This window comes from Gordonia terrae, from assembly GCF_001698225.1.
Taxonomy (GTDB): Bacteria; Actinomycetota; Actinomycetes; order Mycobacteriales; family Mycobacteriaceae; genus Gordonia; species Gordonia terrae.
The window spans coordinates 2,280,983-2,298,017 of record NZ_CP016594.1 but is presented as its reverse complement, the minus strand read 5'-3'; the positions used below and the strand labels follow the sequence as shown (position 1 = coordinate 2,298,017).

Here is a 17,035-nt window from a genome sequence, read left to right as displayed (position 1 = left end):
AACCCCGGCGCATGAGCATGGGGCACAGTAACGTCCACCCCATGCCTTCCTACTGGGTCATGCCTGCTGTCGCGCTGATCTCGTGCATCATCATCGGGATCGGCTTCATCGTCGGAATCCCCGGCGACCGGGACCACAGCGACAAGGACTGAGGTCGACGCCTCGGACGAGGCACGATCACACGGCCGTACCGTCGGGGTGCGTGCCGCGATGACACCGGACGTCTGGCGGTGTCGTCCGACGCCCGGAAGGACGCCACGTGGACCTGACACGCAGACAGTGGCTGGCCGGTGCCGCCACGACCGCCGCCGGTGCGGCGCTCGGCAGCACCCTCGCCGCGGGCCGGACCACCGCGTCCCCTGCCGAATCGACGGGCCATCTCGTCGGCTGCGGGATCGCGGACGTCACCGGCGCGGTCGCCGGGCAGGGCATGATGGGGTACTCCAATCCCGAGCAGATCGCGGCCGGACTTCTCCAGCGCTGCTGGGCGCGGGCCTACATCGTGGTCGACCGCGCCACCGGCAAGCGCATCGTCTTCCTCACCGCCGACCTCGCCTGCCTGTTCCAATCGCATCACATGGGTCTGATGGCCAAGCTGCGCAAGCGGTTCGGGTCGCTCTACACCGAATCGAACGTGAACCTGAACGCGCAGCACACGCACGCCTCGTGTGGTGGCACGTCCTGGGACTACGCATACTCCCTCGCAGCGTTCGGGTTCAAGAAGAACTCCTATGACGCCGAGGTCGATGGCATGTTCGCGGCCATCGTCCGCGCACACGAGAACCTCGCGCCCGGAACCCTGACGGTCGGCCGAGAGGAGCTGCACGACGCCAGCCGCAACCGATCCCGGGTCGCCTTCGACGCGAACCCGTCGTCGGACAGGCGCCACTTCCCCAACGCGATCGACCCGCAGGTCACGGTCCTCCGACTGCGTCAGCACGACCGTTCCGGGGGCCGGGACATCGGCGCGATCACGTGGTTCCCGACCCATGGCACGTCCCTCACCGACCGCAACGTCCTCATCGCCGGCGACAACAAGGGGTACGCGAGCCACCTGTGGGAACGTGCGCAACCAGGATTCGTCGCCGCGTTCCCGCAGACGAACTCCGGTGACATGACACCGAACCTCGCCCTGGCGCAGTTCGATCCGAGCGGACCGACCTCGGACAACCGCCGGAACTGCGAACTCATCGGTGAGCGTCAGTACATCGCGGGCCGGCGCGCTTTCGAGGCCGCCCGCCCGATGACGCAGGGCGGCGTCGACTCGATCGTGCGGTACGTCGATATGTCGTCGGTCTCGATCTCGGGTACCTACACACCCGACGGGCGTCCGGCCTCGACCACTCCCGCGATGATGGGTGCGGGCGCGGTGGCGACCAGCAGCGAGGACAACTACGAGCAGCCGCTCCCCTTTCTCGTCGAGGGCATGACCAACCCCCTGGTCACCGCTCTCGGTGGTGACCGCGTCCCGCCGATCGCCCCCTGGATGCGAGACATGCAGGCGCCCAAGTTGATCGCGTTCCCGCTCGGTCTGCTCCCGCCGTCGGGCTGGATTCCGTCGGTGGTGCCGCTGCAGCTGATGCGGATCGGCGAGATCGTGCTCGTCGGCGTGCCGGCCGAGGTGACCGTCGTCGCCGGTCTGCGGCTTCGACAGGTCGTCGCCGACGAACTGCGCACCGACCTCGACAACGTTCTCGTGCAGGGTTTCGCGAACGCCTACACCCAGTACGTCACGACGCCGGAGGAATACGACCTGCAGCACTATGAGGGCGGCGAGACCCAGTACGGCCGGTACACCCTGTCCGCCTATCTCCAGGAATTCGCCGCGCTCGCAGCGGCCATGGCGTCGGGGCGCGGGCTCGGCCGCGGTCCGGCGCCGGTCGACAAGTCGGGCCTACAACCCGATCTGGTGCCACCGGTGCCCGCCGACCGTCCCATCGAAGGACGTCGCTTCGGCGACGTCCTGCGCCAGCCCGACGCCACCTACCACCCCGGTTCGACGGTGACCGTGCAGTTCGTCGGAGCCCACCCCAACAACGATTTCCGGCACGGCCGGACCTACCTCGAGGTGCACCGGCGCACCGGGGGCGAGTGGACGACGGTCGCCGACGACAATGACTGGTCGACGGAGTTCCGGTGGGCGCGACCAGCCGGCAGTCCGGACACGTCGCGCATCACCATCACCTGGAAGTCACCCGCGAATGCGTCCGGGGTGTACCGCATCCGCTACTTCGGGGACCGACGCGACGCGAGCGGGTCGACGAGACCCGTCACCGGCACGAGCCGGACGTTCCGCGTCGCCACCGCACGCTGAGCGTCAGGTGTTGTCGGCGTTGCCCTTACGCCAGACGGACCACGGGATGTTCCAGTCACCGAGTCCGTCGGTGCCCGACAGGGTTCCGCCCGTCGTGTTCTTCACGACGACCGGGTCGCCGCGGAGGGTGTTCTCCATGACCCACAGCGCGTTCTCCGGGCTCAGGTTCAGGCAGCCGTGACTCGTGTTGGTGTTGCCCTGCGCCCACACCGACCACGGTGCGGAGTGGAAGAAGATACCGCTGTAGGACATCCGCGTCGCGTAGTCGACCGGCGTGCGGTAGCCGTTCGACGAGTTGACCGGCACACCGTAGGTCGAGGAGTCCATGATGATGTGGTCGTGCTTGTCCGAGACCAGGTAGATGCCGTTGTCGGTCTCGTCGCCGGCCTTGCCCATCGACGTCGGCATGGTCCGGATGACCTTGCCGTCGCGTTCGAAGACGACCTGCTTGGTGTTGTCGTCGGCCGTGATGACCATCGAGCGTCCCACGGTGAAGTTGGTGCGCACGTTCTCCTGGCCGAACAGCCCGTCACCGAGGTCGATGCCGTAGGTGTTGACCGCGACGCGCACCTTGGTGCCCGGCTTCCAGTACTCCGCCGGCCGCCACCGGACCTCGCTCGGGCTGATCCAGTAGAAGGCACCCTCGACCGGCGGGTCGGTGGTGATCCGGATGGCGCGCTGCGCCGCACGACGATCCGCGATCGGCTCGTCGAACTTCACCGCGACCGGCTGCCCGATGCCGACGGTCTCGCCGGGACTCGGTGTCAGGTACGCCTGCGTCAGGTTGTTGGGGCTGCTGGTCGTGAAGGTGACCTTCTTGGTGACCGCGCCACCGATGCCGACGGCGTCGGTCTCCAGTGTGTAGGTGCGGTTGTAGCCGAGGGCCTCGTCGCTGACCCAGACGGTGTCGTTGTCGGCGAGGGTGCCCTTGACGGGAGTGCCGTCGGACTTCTTGATCAGCACCCGGCTGATCGTGCCCTCACTGGTCTTCACCTTGATGGGTGCGCCGGGCTGCACGCCGACCGCGTTGTCGTTCAGGGGACGTTCGGCCCACTCGGTGATCTCGAGACCGGGCTTGAGCAGGTCGTCGAAAAGACTGGAACTGCTGACGTTGTCGGAGTACGACGCTTCCTGCGTGCACGACGTCACCAGCGCGACGATTGCCAACATCACACCGCTGATGATCAGCGGCATCCGCCGAGTACGACCGATCCCCATCTCACTCCCGCCTGTCGGCGTCCCGACCCCGAACCGGTCGGTCACGCTGCCCCGCAACCTGTGAAAACCTGACATCTCGACCCCGAACCGCCGAACCGGACATTCCGAACCCGATGTCGCGGACCAGTGTACGAGAAATCGGACCGAACACTTCGCCCGTCATCCGTTCGAGTGGCGTGTTGCGCACCCGAAACGCCGAACGTTCACCTGTTGTTCATCGACCGCCGCCGGCGACCGAAACCCGCTGAGATGCCACAAGACGCCCCGCTCGATGCGAGGCGTCTTGTGGACTCTGTGCGCCATCAGGGACTCGAACCCCGAACCCGCTGATTAAGAGTCAGCTGCTCTGCCAATTGAGCTAATGGCGCTTGGCGTTGCGAGAAGGAACCTTACAGGACCCTCGCGGCAGAAGTGAAATCGCCTGGTCGGCGCGGTTTCTGCCGCACGACGGGCCCGCAGGGGCGAACTCGCCCCGCCCCCGGCGGAGTCAGCAGATCATTTCGACGCGACCTTGCGCACGACGATGAGCAGCACCAGCGCACCGACGCCGGCGATCGCGTACTTGACCGCGGGTGTCTGCAGGGTCGCGAGGGCCTTGGACTTGGCGTCGTCGGCGAGCCGCTGCGGGCTGGTGCGTTCGGCCAGCGCGTCGAGCGTGCTGGCGAGGTCCTCACGGGCCTTGGCGATGTCCTGCTCGATACGTTCGGTATCTCCGGCCACGTTGCATCCTTCCGGCGCTTCTCGTTTGTCTTTCCGCTTCCCCGACCGGCCGAACAACCTCTCGGGGCCGGGGATGAACCGCCAGATGGCAGCGCCTCGATGCTACGACATCCCGGCATCCGGGCATGTGGCCATGCATTAGCCTGGCTCTCATGGCAGAGACCACCACCCGACTGTCCGTGGGCGACAAGGCCCCGCCGTTCACGCTGCCCGACGCCGACGGCGACCCGGTCTCGCTGTCGGACTACGCCGGACGCAAAGTCGTCGTCTACTTCTATCCCGCGGCATCCACCCCGGGTTGCACCAAGCAGGCCTGCGACTTCCGCGACAATCTGGGCGAGCTGAACGAGGCGGGTATCGCCGTGCTCGGCATCTCCCCCGACAAGCCGGCCAAGCTCGCGAAGTTCGTCGAGGCCGAGGGGCTCACGTTCCCGTTGCTCAGCGACCCGGAGAAGAAGGTGCTCACCGAGTGGGGCGCGTTCGGGGAGAAGAAGATGTACGGGAAGACCGTCACCGGCGTCATCCGGTCGACGTTCCTGGTCGATGCCGACGGCACGATCGAACTGGCCCAGTACAACGTCCGCGCCACCGGGCACGTCGCCAAACTGCGCCGCGACCTGTCTGTCTGAGCCACCCGATGCCCGAGTCCGCCGAACCGCTGGTGCCGCGCAAGCGGCCCACGCAGGAGCGCAGCAAGCGCAAGTTCCAGGCGATGCTCGAATCGGCCCGGGAGCTCCTGATCGACGTCGGGTTCGAGTCGCTGACGTGTGAGGAGATCGCGACCCGAGCCGAGGTCCCCATCGGGACGCTCTACCAGTACTTCGCGAACAAGTACGTCATCGTGTGCGAGTTGGACCGCCAGGACACCGTCGACGTCCGCGAGGAGCTCACCGCGTTCTCGTCCGAGGTGCCGTCCCTCGAGTGGCCGAGTCTGCTCGAGAAGTTCCTCGACCACCTCGCCGCGCTGTGGCGCACCGACCCGTCGCGGCGAGCGGTGTGGCTCGCCGTTCAATCCACCCCGGCGACCCGTGCGACCGCGTCACTGAACGAACGCGTCCTCGCCGAACAGGTCGCGCGGATCATCGCGCCGCTCACGCCGTCTCAACGCGAGCGACGCGAGATGATGTCCCAGGTGCTCGTCCACACGGCCTACTCGCTGCTGAGCTTCTCCGTACAGGACGGCCACGACCACGACGAGACCGTCGCCGAACTGAAGCGGATGCTCGCGGGCTACCTGCTCCTGGAGGAGTCGACGACGGTCTGAGCGTGGGCGGGGTCACCTGCCCTCGAGGATCGCCACGGCGGCGGCGGTGTCGCCGTCATGGGTCAGCGACACGTGAACGTTCGTGTCGCGCAAGTGTTCACCGATCTCGCCGGACAGCCGGATGGCCGGGCGGCCCCAGGTGTCGGTCACGACCTCGATGTCGCTGTGCCGGATGAGCGGCAGCAGCGGCGAACGCGAGAAGCGGCTCACCGACCACGCCTTCACGACGGCCTCCTTGGCCGCCCAGCGGGCGGCCAGATGCCGGGCGTCGTCACCGGTCCCGGCGGCCGAGTCCCGACGCTCGCCGACCGTGAACCGGTCGGCGAACGTCGTACCCGGCTGCCGGAGTTGCTCGCCGAACTCCGGGATCGACACGATGTCGATCCCCACCCCGAGAACGCTCATCCCCGCGGGTTCGCCTGCACCGTCGGACTCACCGGGTGTCACCGGCTTCCCGCCACCGGCTCACCGGCGACGTAGACGTCGGCGCCATCCAGACGGGTCTGCGGATCGAGCAGCATGCCCGCCTCGGCGTCGTGCTCGTCGACCGACTCGTCGAAGCGACGGTTCGGCGGACGCTGGTAGGCGGGCTCGCCACCACAGATCGACTGCAGGAAGCGCTGGCTGCCCTGACGCGTGCGCTCGTCGGCGCGCTGACGGTAGGCGTCGCGCTCCGCCGGGTTCAGCGCGGCGATGAACGCCTCCGGGTGCACCACCGCGATGAGCCCGGACACGTGGCCGAAGCCGAGGCTGGTCAGCAGGCCGGCCTTGAGCGGGAACCGCTCGCCGAGCTGCAGCGTCTCGCGCGGCCACACCAGGTGCGGGTATTCCGCCATCTTGTCGTCGACGCAGTCGAGGCTGCGGTTCGGCGGGATGACGCCGTCGCGCAGGATCTGGCACAGGCCGATGAGCTGGAAGGCGGCCGCGCCACCCTTGGCGTGACCGGTCAGCGACTTCTGCGACACCACGAACAGCGGTGCGCCCTTGCCGCGGCCGATCGCCGCCGCGAGCCGCTCGTGCAGCTCCGACTCGTTCGGATCGTTGGCCTTGGTGGAGGTGTCGTGCTTCGACACGACCGCCACGTCGTCGGCACTGACACCGAGCGAGCCCAGCGCGCGGGCCAGCGGCGAGGACAGCGACCCGCGAGCCGCGCCCAGGGCACCGAGCCCCGGAGCCGGGATCGAGGTGTGCACGCCGTCGCCGAAGCTCTGTGCCCATGCGACCACACCGAGCACCGGCAGCCCCATCTCGGCCGCGACGTCGCCGCGGGCGAGCAGGATCGTGCCGCCGCCGGCCGATTCGACGAACCCGCCGCGTCGACGGTCGTTGGCCCGCGAGAACCGGCGGTCGTCGATGCCGCGCGCGGTCATCTTCGCCGAGTCCGCGGTCGCCGACATCGAACCGAAGCCGACGATGCCCTCGATACCCAGGTCGTCGAAGCCGCCCGCGACCGCGAACAGCGCCTTGCCGAGGCGGATCTTGTCGACGCCCTCCTCGACCGACACCGCGGCCGTTGCGCACGCCGCCACCGGGTGGATCATCGCGCCGTAGCTACCGACATACGACTGGACCACGTGTGCCGCAACGATGTTCGGCAGCGCCTCCTGCAGGATGTCGTTCGCGTTGGCCTCGCCCAGCAGGGTGTTGACGTACAGGTCGCGCATCGAGGTCATGCCGCCCATGCCGGTGCCCTGCGTGTTGGCCACCAGACCGGGGTGCACCCAGCGCATCAGCTCGCTCGGGGTGAAGCCCGACGACAGGAACGCGTCGACCGTGGCCACCAGGTTCCACAGTGCGACCCGGTCGATCGACTCCACCATGTCGGGGCTGACGCCCCAGCGGGTCGGGTCGAAGCCGGTCGGGATCTGACCGCCCACGGTCCGGGTCAGCGCGAACTGACGCGGGACGCGGATCTCGGTGCCCGCCAGGCGGGTGACCTGCCAGTCGCCGTCGGCGTTCTGCGCGACGCGGGTCTTCTCCGGGTTGGCACTGGCGAACGCCCGCGCCTCGGCCTCGGAGTTGACCGTGAAGGTCAGGTCCTCGTCGACGAAGACCGAGGTGAGCAGCGGCGAGGTGTTGTCGACCATCGCGCCGTCGTCGGCGTAGCGGCGGATGCCGCAGCGCGCGACGACCTCGTCGTGGTACCGATCGGCGATCTCGCTCTCCGGCACCGGGTCTCCGGACTCGGTGTCGTACCAGCCCGGCTTCGGCGCCGAATCCCAGTGCACCAGTCCGGTGTTCCAGGCGAGCTCGAGAACACCTGCGGCCGAGAGTTTCTCGTCGACCTCCATCTCGAAGCGAGTGCGGGCCGAACCGAACGGGCCGAGCTCACCGGCGCCCACGATGACCACGAGGTCCTCGGGTCGGGCGTCGATCGCGGGCCACTCGGGACGCATCGCCTTCGGCGCGCGCGCCGGTGCGGGCAACGCCGCGACGGTTGTCGCCGGCTCTTCGTCGGTGTCCGTGGACTCCTCGGCGGCCGCCGCCGCGGTGGCCGCGAGCGCCTTCAGGTCGGTCGAGCTGTCCAGGCCGCCGGTGAAGTCGGCGAGCACCGGTGCGCTCGCGGCGCTCGAACGCTGCTCGGGCGTGCACAGGGTCAGCAGGTTCGCCGCCATCTCCGCCGTGCTCCAGGTGCGCACACCCGCCGCCTCGACCGCGTCGACCATTCCGTCGTTGTGACCCATCAGTCCGGTGCCGCGCACCCAGCCGATCAGGGCATGGGCGAGCGTCGTCTTGGAACCCCAGGACTCCTCGGCCGACCAGCGCTGCACCAGCGCATCGAGCGAGGCCTTGCTCTCGCCGTAGGCGCCGTCGCCACCGAACATGCCGCGGTTCGGCGAACCGGGGAGCACGATGTGCACGCGCGAAGCGATGTCGTGGTCGGAATGGACGTCGGCGAGCCCGCCGATGAGCCGCTCCACCGACCAGAGGAGCACCTTCATCTCCAGCTCGGCACGACCACCGGCGTCGGTGAGGTCACCGGCGACCCGCGGTGCGGCGAACGGGAAGAGCAGCGTCGGCTTCATCGCCGGCTTCACCACTGCCGTTGTGCCACCGAGGTTCTCGGTCTGCTCGGCCGCGATCCAGTCGACGAGGTCGTCGACGTCGGCGTAGGAGGCCATGTTCGCCGGGGCGATCCACAGCGCGGCACCGGCCCGGGCGTTCTCGCGGTACAGCTTCTTGTAGAACGCGAGACGGTCGGAGTTCAGGCGCGACGTCGTCGCGATCACGGTCGCACCGCCGGCCAGCAGCCCGGCGACCACGCCGGCGGCGATGGAACCCTTGCTCGCGCCGGTCACCACGGCGATCTCGCGGCTGTGGGCACCCTTCTCGGGATTCTCCGCGGCGTGCGCGATCGCGCCGAAGACGCGGCCGTGCACGGCACTTCCGTTCGCGAGCGCCTTGCCCTGCCACCAGGTGGCGTGGTCGGCGACGGTGTCACCGGCTCCGGCGAACCCGCCGACGATCGTGTCGAAGTCGGCGTCGAGATCGTGCTCGTCGGTCAGCCACAACCGGACGAGATCCTCACGGGCGGTTGCCCACCGGTCGTCGATGAGGACGACCTTGGCCGCGTCGAAGGACGGCGCGACGGTCCGGGCCCAGTCCGAACCGAGTTCGGCGCTGACGAGCTCGGCGAGCTCGGCGTTCGGGTCCGCAGCCGCCTCGGCGAGATCGGCGACCTCGGCGAGTCCGAGCTTGTCCAGCAGGGTGTACGCAGCCGACGCCAGCGCGCCGGAGCGACCGGTGATCTGTTCGGTGAACTCACCCAGCGCCGCGGCGTCGACCGTTGCGCCACCGCCGGATTCGGCCGCCGGCTTGCCGACCGGGATGCCCTTGACCGCACCCACCGCGGACACGGCCTTGTCGATGAGCGCATCGAGGGAGTCGGTGTTCGTCAGCGGCCCGTCGAGCAGGTTGCCCAGGGCCTCACCGCGGACGGACGCACCGTCGCGGGTGCCCAGCGCCAGCGCGACGGTGGTGTGCAGACCCCACCCCTGTCCCAGCTGCCAGACACTCGACACGCGGTCGGTGATGTAGTTCTGGCGCTTGCCCAGCGGACCGAGCACCTTGCGCACCTGATCGCTCACCGCGTCGGTGAGCACCGCGCCCAGCGGGCGGTATCCGCGGGCGAGGGTCTCGACCGTGGACGACAGCGCGGTCATGTCGGCTTCGGCGGCACCGTCGATGGCACCGAGGCCGAGTTCGCCGCCGATGTCGAGCAGCAGCTGGTTGCGCCGCGACGACACGCCGTCGCACAGCGCCTCGATCGTGTCCGCGGAGCCGATCTGATCGACGCGCATCTTGGTCCACAGTGCGATGACGGACTTCACCGCGTCCGAGGGGGTGAAGGCGATGTCATCGGGCCGCGGACCACCCGCGGGAGCCGCAGGAGCGGCCGGGGCGGGCGCGGCCGCGGGCGCCGGGGCGGCGTCCGCCGCCGACGTCTCGGCCGCCGCGGGAACGTCGAGTTCGTCCTCGTCGGGCTCGTGACCGGCATCCTTGGCCAGGATCGTGTCGGTGTCCCGCTCGACGTTGAGGACCTCGGTGGTGGCCGCGGCGTAGTCCTCGAGCTTGAGCGTGTTGGTGGCCAGACCCGACAGCGTCGGGGCTCCCTTCAGACCGATCTCGACGAAGCGCTGTACCGCCAGCCCGTTCCGCTCGGGTCCGCTGAACAGCAGTTCCTGGGTCTCGATCCACCGCACCGGACTGGCGAACTGCCAGGCGAGCAGCTCGATCAGGACCACGCGGGCGAGTTCGTTCGGGGTCGCCTCCCAGGCATCCCAGTCGGCGAGGACCTCGTTCAGCGGATCCGACGGCACCAGTGCCGCGATCTCCTCGACGAAGTCGCGCCCGAGATTGAACAGACGGGGCACCAGGTTCGGGATGTAACGACCGATGAGGATGTCGATGTCGATGTCGGCCGGCAGCAGTTCGGCGAGCTTGCCGCGGAACTCCGGGACGCCGGCACGCAGCACACTGGAGTGGAACGGGACGTCGATGCCCGGGATCAGGATGAAGGCCCGCTTCCCGCCGAATTCGGCGCGGCGCCGGTCGATCTCGGCTTCGAGGAGTTCGAGGCCACGAACCGTGCCGGCGATCGCGTACTGCGAGCCGAGCAGGTTGAGGTTGACGACCTCGAGGAACTCGCCCGCCTCGGCACCGACGCCGGACACGAACGCGGTGACCTCGGCATCGGCCAGACCGAACTGACTCGGCCGGATGGCCGCCATCCGATAGTCGCTGCGTCCCTGCTCATCCCGCGGGACGAGGTGGTGCATGGCCTCGCCGCGCTGGAACACGACCTCCAGGACGGCTTCGAGCGGCAGCACTCCGGCGCACGCGGCCAGCGCGTTGTACTCGCCCACGGAGTGACCACAGGTGATGGCGCCCTCGACGAACCCGCCGGATTCCTTGAGTTCGGCGATCTGGGCGACACCGAGCGTCGCCATGGCCACCTGGGTGAACTGCGTCAGGTACAGCACGCCGTCGGGGTGGTTGTAGGTGGTCCCGTTGGCGACGAGCGTCGTCGGATTGTCGCGGACGACAGCCAGGATCGAGAAGCCGAGTGCCGCACGGGTGTGCTTGTCGGCGCGGTCCCAGATCTTCCGGGCGGCCTTCGACCGGGACCGGGCGTCGAGTCCCATGCCCTTGCTCTGGATGCCCTGGCCGGGGAATGCGTAGACGGTGCGCGGGGCGGCGAGCAGGCCGGTCGCGCTCATCACCAGGTTGTCGCCGACCTTGGCGCTCACCTCGACGACCTCGCGGCCGTTGTCGAGGCCCACGCGGTCGACGCGCACGGTGATGCGGTCGCCGAGCCGGACCATGCCGAGATAGCGTGCGGTCCAGCCGATCAGCGGACGGGGCGACGGCGTCGGGTTCTTCGCGTCGGTCGCCGTGACGACCTGCTGGGCGGCCGCGGACAACCACATCCCGTGCACGATCGGGTCACCGAGACCGGCGAGCTTGGCCGCGGACGCGTCGGTGTGGATGGGGTTGCGGTCACCGGACACGACGGCGAAGCCGTTCATCCGGTTCGGCGCGGTGATGGTGGCCGTCCGGATCAGCTTCCGGGTGGCCGACTGCTCGGCGGCAGGCGCACCTCCGGCCCGGGCCGGGTCGGTGAGCTCAGCGGCGCCCAGGCGTCCACGGATCGCGAAACGCTCGTCGAGCGTCGCGATCGGGCCGTCCGGCCCGGCGACTTCCACCGACACCTCGACAACTCGGCCCACGTCGGCGTCACGGACCGCGCCGGCGCGCGCGGTGACGGTGAGTTCGGCAGCCGCGGAGGGGATCTCGCCGGTCAGCGCGATCGCATGATCGAGGTGGACCAGATCGAGCAGTCCCTCGACCACCGGGTCACCGGACTCGGTGCGGGCGGCGCCGATGACGCTGAAGACGCTCGGCCAGCAGGCGCCGACCAGGGTGTCGGGCACGGCGAACCCGAACGGGTCGGTCGGGGTGGTCGGACGCAGGTGTGGCGGCAGGGAGAAACCGGTCACCGCCGCGTGGTCGGCGACCGAGTCCGGCTGCCAGGAGACAGTCGTGACCGACACACCGTCGTTCACCTCGGCGAGGCTGCCGCCGGCGGCCACGGTGAGGATCTCGCGCATCGCGTTCGACGCGTCGTCGAGGCCGACCAGCGGCGAACCTCCGTCGCGCAGGCTCTCGCCGGCCAGCAGCGGGATGCGCACGGACGCACCCGAGATCGGGACGACGAGGTCGAAACGGGTGACGGCATCGGCGGCGACCTGTTCCAGGACCGCTCCGCTCACGGCGTGCTCGGCCCGCTCGGGTCCGACCACGGTCCAGGCGTCACGATCACCGAGCAATGCGATCGGACTCGCCACGATCCGGCCCGCCCAGCTGACGTCGTCGGACTCCAGCACCGAGGTCAGCACGCCGGCCTCGTCGGCCAGCCCGGCGCGGTGCCGGGAGGCGACGGCGGCCGGACGCTCCCCTGCGGCCTGTAGGTCGGCGGCGACGCGCGCCTCGAATCGGTCGAGCAACTCACCGACGGGCTCGTCGACGCGGGTGATGCCCGCGACGGCAACCGGCCCCGGGATGACGCACACGGCGTCGGCGCCGTAGCGGGGATCGTGGGCCTGCCACAGGGAGTCACTGCGCCACCACCGGCGCACGTCCTTGTCGATGACCGGCACGAAGTTGACGGGCTTGCCGGGAGTGCGGCAGAGCTCGAGGAAGAAGGCGACGTCCGCGGGATGCAGGATGTCGGTGTCGATCTCGGGGTACACGCTGCCGAGCGCGTCGATCGCGGCATGCGGATCGGCGGCGGCGGTGGCCTCGGCGAACATCGTCGGGATGGGCCCGGAGTCCTGGGGGTGCATGCGCGCCTCGGTGCGCTGCAACATCTCCACGAAGCGCTGCTGCCAGGTGATGTCGGCCCACGGGACCTGTTCACCACGGGCGTCGCCGACGGCCAGGGCGGCGTATCGGTCGAGCCACTCGCGGTAGGTCATGGTGGCGACGTCGCCGAAGTAGGGCTTCGCGGTGTCGGCCATCGCGGCGATGATCTCGTCGCGGCGGGCGGCGACGGCCTCGGCGTCACCGGCGACCTCGTCGAGCAGTCGACCGCACCGTGAGGCGGTGTTGTCGACCTCGTGGATGTCGGCGCCGAGCTGGGACCGGCCGGAGGCCATTCCGGCGGTGGCGTGACCGGCTCCGATCCACTCGTCGATACCGGCGGTGTCGACGAGGAGCTGCTTGACCTCAGGGGTGGTTGTCGCTTCCTTCGCCGCCATGGCCGCGGTGCCGATGAGGATGCCATCCAGTGGCATGGCCGGGTAGCCGTGGGCGGCCGACCAGGTGCCGGTGAGGTACTCGCTGGCGCGTTCGGGGGTGCCGATGCCGCCGCCGACGCAGATCACGACATTGGGGCGGGCACGAAGCTCGCCGTAGGTGGCGACCAGCAGGTCGTCGAGGTCCTCCCACGAGTGGTGACCGCCGGCGCGACCGCCCTCGATCTGGACGATGATGGGGTGGTGCGGCACTTCGGCCGCGATGCGCACCACGGACCGGATCTGCTCGACCGTGCCGGGCTTGAAGGCCACGAATCGGAGTCCGGCTTCGACGAACTCGTCGACGAGTGCAACGGCGTCCTCGAGCTCGGGGATGCCCGCGGAGACGATCACGCCGTCGAGCGGGGCGCCCTGCGCACGCGCCTTCTGCACGATGCGCTTGCCGCCGAGCTGCAGCTTCCACAGGTAGGGGTCGAGGAACAGCGCGTTGAACTGTGCCTCGCGGCCGGGCTCGAGCAGGTCGGTGAGCGTGGCGATGTTGCGCGCGAAGATCTCTTCGGTGACCTGGCCACCGCCGGCCAGTTCCGCCCAGTGCCCGGCATTGGCCGCAGCGGCGACGATCGCGGGATCGACGGTGGTCGGCGTCATGCCGGCGAGCAGCATCGGCGACCGTCCCGTGAGCCGGGTGAAGGAGGTCTCGACGACGGTGCGCCCGTCGGGCAGTTCGACGAGGGTCGGCGCGAACTGAGACCACGGCGTGGCGACCTCGGGGACGCCACCCGGGCTGAACAGGTTGCGCTGTCCGACGCGCAGGGCGGCCGGAACCAGTCCGACGCCCTGTCCGCGGACGAGTGAGGCGGTGAGGCGGGTGGCGATGTCTCCGGGTCCGAAGTCCAGGACCCATTTGGCGCCACCGGTGACGATCGCGTCCACCGACGCGACCCAGTCGACGTGCCCGACGAGGATGTCGTGGGCGTGGCGGGTGGCGAGGTCACGGTCGATGCCGCACCGATCGGCCCACTGGCCGACCAGTTCGACGGCCTCGGCCATCGCCGGGTGGTGGAAGGCGACCGACACCTGCAGGTGGTCGAACTTCGGCGCGAAGGGTGCCCCACCGGTGACCTTGCGCTTACGCTCGTCGGCCTCGGTCGCGGCGATCCGCTCGCAGAGGGCGGCGAAGGCGGCGAGGTGCCGCGGCGCACCGGACAGCACCACCGCGGTACGGCTGTTCCTGATGGCGACGACCGGCGCCGTCGTCAGATCGCTCTCGGGCAGGCCGTCGCGGTACTGCGCCAGGATCTCGTCGACGCGAGCCGGGCTGATGTTGGTCAGGGCGAGCATCGGCGTGCCGTCGGTGGTGACGCCCAGCCCGCGGCGACGCGCGGTCAGCGAACCGGCTGCGCCGATGAGGTGCGCAACCGCCAGCAACAGACCCTGACCGGATTCCGCGACCCGACCGTCGGCACCGACCGCATCGGTGGCCAGCGACCCCTGGGAATGCCCGACCACCGCGTTCGGCGGCAGCGCGGCAGTGTCCAGACCCTGTTTGCGGAGGGCTTCCACAGCGGCGAGCTGGGTGAGCAGGACGCCCGGGCCGGAGAGGGTGAAGTCGGCGAGAGTGGCCTCGGCGGGGACGTCGTCTCCCGCGTCGTGGGCGTGGACCCAGGTGAGGGGGTGGAACTCGGACACACGTGCCACGACGAGTTCGTCGGCGACCGGCTCGACGAGCCGTTCGGCGGAATCGACGATCGTGGCGACCCGGTGTTCGAGGTCGGCGTCGACGACCAGCTCGGTCAGCGTGGGCAGCCATGCGCCGCCCTGCCCGCCGAAGCTGATCGCGTAGGGCTCGCCCTGCGTGAGTCGCTCGATGAGCGTGGCGGTGGGGCGTTCTGCGTTGGCGGCGCCCTGCGAGCCGGAGCGGAACTGGTCGACGGTCACGGATACTCCTCTGTGGTGGTCGGTCTCAGAGTGTGGATTTGCGGAGTGCGTAGGTGCGGTGCGGTAGATGTCTGTGGGTGTTGTGCGGGCGGCGGGTGCGCGGTCGCTGTGGCCGCGAGAAACGCTGTCAGCAGCGGCGTATGGCGTGCGCTGCCGTGAACGGTCTCGTCGACGTCGCGCGCACAACCGGCCGCCGAGGCGACAATGCCGGGTCGAGCTAGCTGGTACTACAAAGGAACACGCCTGCTGCACAACAACATTGACGAGCACCGACTCATGGGGAGCCGGTGTCGGCGTGAACGTGACTCCTATGATGACACACGAAAGTGAGGGAACCCTCATGTTTGTCGGTGACCTACGGGTATACCGACGAGTAACCCCGCGGGTAACTTGGGCCACCGTGCCAACCGCCATGGGAAGGGTCGGAAAACCGCCAGGCCAGGCAACATACCCAGGGGTACGCCAACGGCCGAGCATCCGCTCGGTCAACCGTTATCAAAACGTGATGTGATGTGGAGCACGGCCGCGCGTCACGAGCCGGAGTGCCCGCCGACCCCGGTGCCCTAGAGTCGCGCATATGAGCAGTTGCATCTTCTGCGGCATCGTCGACGGCACATCCCCCGGGCGCATCGTGTACTCCGACGACGACGTGCTCGGTTTCCTCGACATCCGCCCCGTCACCCGCGGACACATCCTCCTCGTGCCGCGCGTCCATTCGTCCGGGCTCGACGACCTGGACCCGGCGATCGGCGCCTCGCTCTTCCGCGCCGGCCAGCGACTGGCCACCGCGATGAAGACCGGACCGATGTCGGCCGACGGCGTGAACCTGGCACTGAACGACGGCCGCGCGGCCTTCCAGACCGTCTTCCACACCCATCTGCACGTCGTGCCACGGCACGACGGCGACAAGCTCAGCTTCGCCAAGGGCTTCCTGGTCCGCCGCGATCCCGACCCCGACGAGACCGCCGCCCTGGTACGCGCCTGCATCGGGTCGGCCGGATGACCCTCGCCGGGACACCGGACCCGGACTCCGGCGAACCGATTCCGGACGCGGTCGCCGACCTCGTGCGTCGCGCGGAGTGGATCACGGTGTTCAGCGGCGCAGGCATGTCGGCCGAGAGCGGGATCGCGACCTTCCGGGACGCCCAGACCGGGTTGTGGGAGAAGTTCGACCCCGCCGAACTCGCCACCCCCGAGGCGTGGGCGCGCGACCCGGCCCTGGTCTGGGGGTGGTACCGGTGGCGCGCTCGCGAAGTGCTTGCCGCGCAGCCGAATGCCGGCCACCTCGCACTCGCCGAGCTCGCCACCTCGCGCACCGTCATGGTCGTGACGCAGAATGTCGACGATCTTCACGAGCGGGCGGGCAGCGACGTCGTCAGCCATCTGCACGGCAGCCTGTTCGCCCCCCGGTGTTCGGTCTGCGGCACCCCGTACGACGGCCCCGGCGCATATCCCGACCCCGCTGACCGCCCCGATGCGACGCCGGCGGACGACCCACGCGTCGACCCGCCCACCTGCCCGCGCTGCGGTGGTGTCGTGCGGCCCGGCATCGTCTGGTTCGGCGAAGCGCTGCCCGAATCGGATTGGCAGCGTGCAGATCAGGCGTTTCGCGCGGCGGAGGTGGTGCTCGTCGTGGGTACCAGCGGGATCGTCTACCCGGCAGCCGCGTTGCCGGAGCGAGCGGTGCGCGCGGGCATCCCGGTCATCGAGTTCAACCCGGCGCCGTCGGCGCTGTCCGACGTCGTGACCCACAGCCTGCGGATGCCCGCCGCGGTCGGCCTGCCCGCGCTGCTCAGATCAGTGCGCTGACCGGCGGCCCCGGCG

9 protein-coding genes and 1 tRNA gene are annotated in these 17,035 nt (G+C 69.6%); 5 read left to right on the top strand and 5 right to left on the bottom strand.

From position 1 onward, the window contains the following. The first annotated feature begins 259 nt into the window (after positions 1-259). The gene (locus BCM27_RS10375; protein ID WP_004019564.1) at positions 260-2,314 is read left to right on the top strand and encodes a neutral/alkaline ceramidase; all 2,055 of its coding nucleotides are present in this window, start codon (positions 260-262) and stop codon (positions 2,312-2,314) included. 3 nt (positions 2,315-2,317) lie between these two features. Here the strand turns inward: BCM27_RS10375 and BCM27_RS10370 are convergent, their stop codons facing one another. The 3 genes from BCM27_RS10370 to BCM27_RS10360 all read right to left on the bottom strand — a co-directional run bounded on the left by BCM27_RS10370 (position 2,318) and on the right by BCM27_RS10360 (position 4,252). After that, entirely contained in the window at positions 2,318-3,508 is a 1,191-nt protein-coding gene (locus BCM27_RS10370) for a L,D-transpeptidase (protein WP_004019563.1), read from the bottom strand. Between the two features lie 319 nt (positions 3,509-3,827). Next, positions 3,828-3,900: transfer RNA gene (locus BCM27_RS10365), tRNA-Lys, on the bottom strand. Between the two features lie 127 nt (positions 3,901-4,027). Further along, positions 4,028-4,252 (bottom strand): DUF3618 domain-containing protein, encoded by a 225-nt coding sequence (locus tag BCM27_RS10360; RefSeq protein WP_004019562.1) that lies wholly within the window; start codon positions 4,250-4,252, stop codon positions 4,028-4,030. A 152-nt stretch (positions 4,253-4,404) separates the two neighbouring features. Here BCM27_RS10360 and bcp point away from each other — a divergent pair, with 152 nt between their 5' ends. Both bcp and BCM27_RS10350 read left to right on the top strand, forming a co-directional pair. Further along, entirely contained in the window at positions 4,405-4,881 is a 477-nt protein-coding gene (gene bcp / locus BCM27_RS10355) for a thioredoxin-dependent thiol peroxidase (protein WP_004019561.1), read from the top strand. A gap of 8 nt (positions 4,882-4,889) precedes the next feature. Beyond that, on the top strand, positions 4,890-5,516 hold the full coding sequence (locus BCM27_RS10350) for a TetR/AcrR family transcriptional regulator (protein WP_033203516.1): 627 nt from the start codon (positions 4,890-4,892) through the stop codon (positions 5,514-5,516). 12 nt (positions 5,517-5,528) lie between these two features. On the opposite strand, the gene acpS is transcribed toward BCM27_RS10350, so the two are convergent. After that, positions 5,529-5,921 carry a holo-ACP synthase AcpS gene (acpS, locus tag BCM27_RS10345; RefSeq protein WP_033203568.1) on the bottom strand — a complete coding sequence of 131 codons (393 nt, stop codon included), beginning with the start codon at positions 5,919-5,921 and terminating at the stop codon, positions 5,529-5,531. A gap of 38 nt (positions 5,922-5,959) precedes the next feature. After that, positions 5,960-15,211 (bottom strand): type I polyketide synthase, encoded by a 9,252-nt coding sequence (locus tag BCM27_RS10340; RefSeq protein ID WP_004019558.1) that lies wholly within the window; start codon positions 15,209-15,211, stop codon positions 5,960-5,962. A 577-nt stretch (positions 15,212-15,788) separates the two neighbouring features. Between BCM27_RS10340 and BCM27_RS10335 the strand changes: the two genes are divergently transcribed. After that, positions 15,789-16,214 carry an HIT family protein gene (locus BCM27_RS10335; protein WP_004019557.1) on the top strand — a complete coding sequence of 142 codons (426 nt, stop codon included), beginning with the start codon at positions 15,789-15,791 and terminating at the stop codon, positions 16,212-16,214. Further along, a complete protein-coding gene (locus tag BCM27_RS10330) occupies positions 16,211-17,020 on the top strand; it encodes an SIR2 family NAD-dependent protein deacylase (protein WP_004019556.1) in 810 nt (269 codons plus the stop codon). Before BCM27_RS10335 ends, BCM27_RS10330 begins: the two co-directional genes overlap by 4 nt. Positions 17,021-17,035: the final 15 nt, after the last annotated feature.

Coding starts and splice junctions, on each gene's coding strand:
- BCM27_RS10330 (WP_004019556.1), top strand. CDS start 16,211: ATGACCCTCGCCGGGACACCGGACCCGGACTCCGGCGAACCGATTCCG.
- bcp (WP_004019561.1), top strand. CDS start 4,405: ATGGCAGAGACCACCACCCGACTGTCCGTGGGCGACAAGGCCCCGCCG.
- acpS (WP_033203568.1), bottom strand. CDS start 5,921: ATGAGCGTTCTCGGGGTGGGGATCGACATCGTGTCGATCCCGGAGTTC.
- BCM27_RS10335 (WP_004019557.1), top strand. CDS start 15,789: ATGAGCAGTTGCATCTTCTGCGGCATCGTCGACGGCACATCCCCCGGG.
- BCM27_RS10350 (WP_033203516.1), top strand. CDS start 4,890: ATGCCCGAGTCCGCCGAACCGCTGGTGCCGCGCAAGCGGCCCACGCAG.
- BCM27_RS10370 (WP_004019563.1), bottom strand. CDS start 3,508: ATGCCGCTGATCATCAGCGGTGTGATGTTGGCAATCGTCGCGCTGGTG.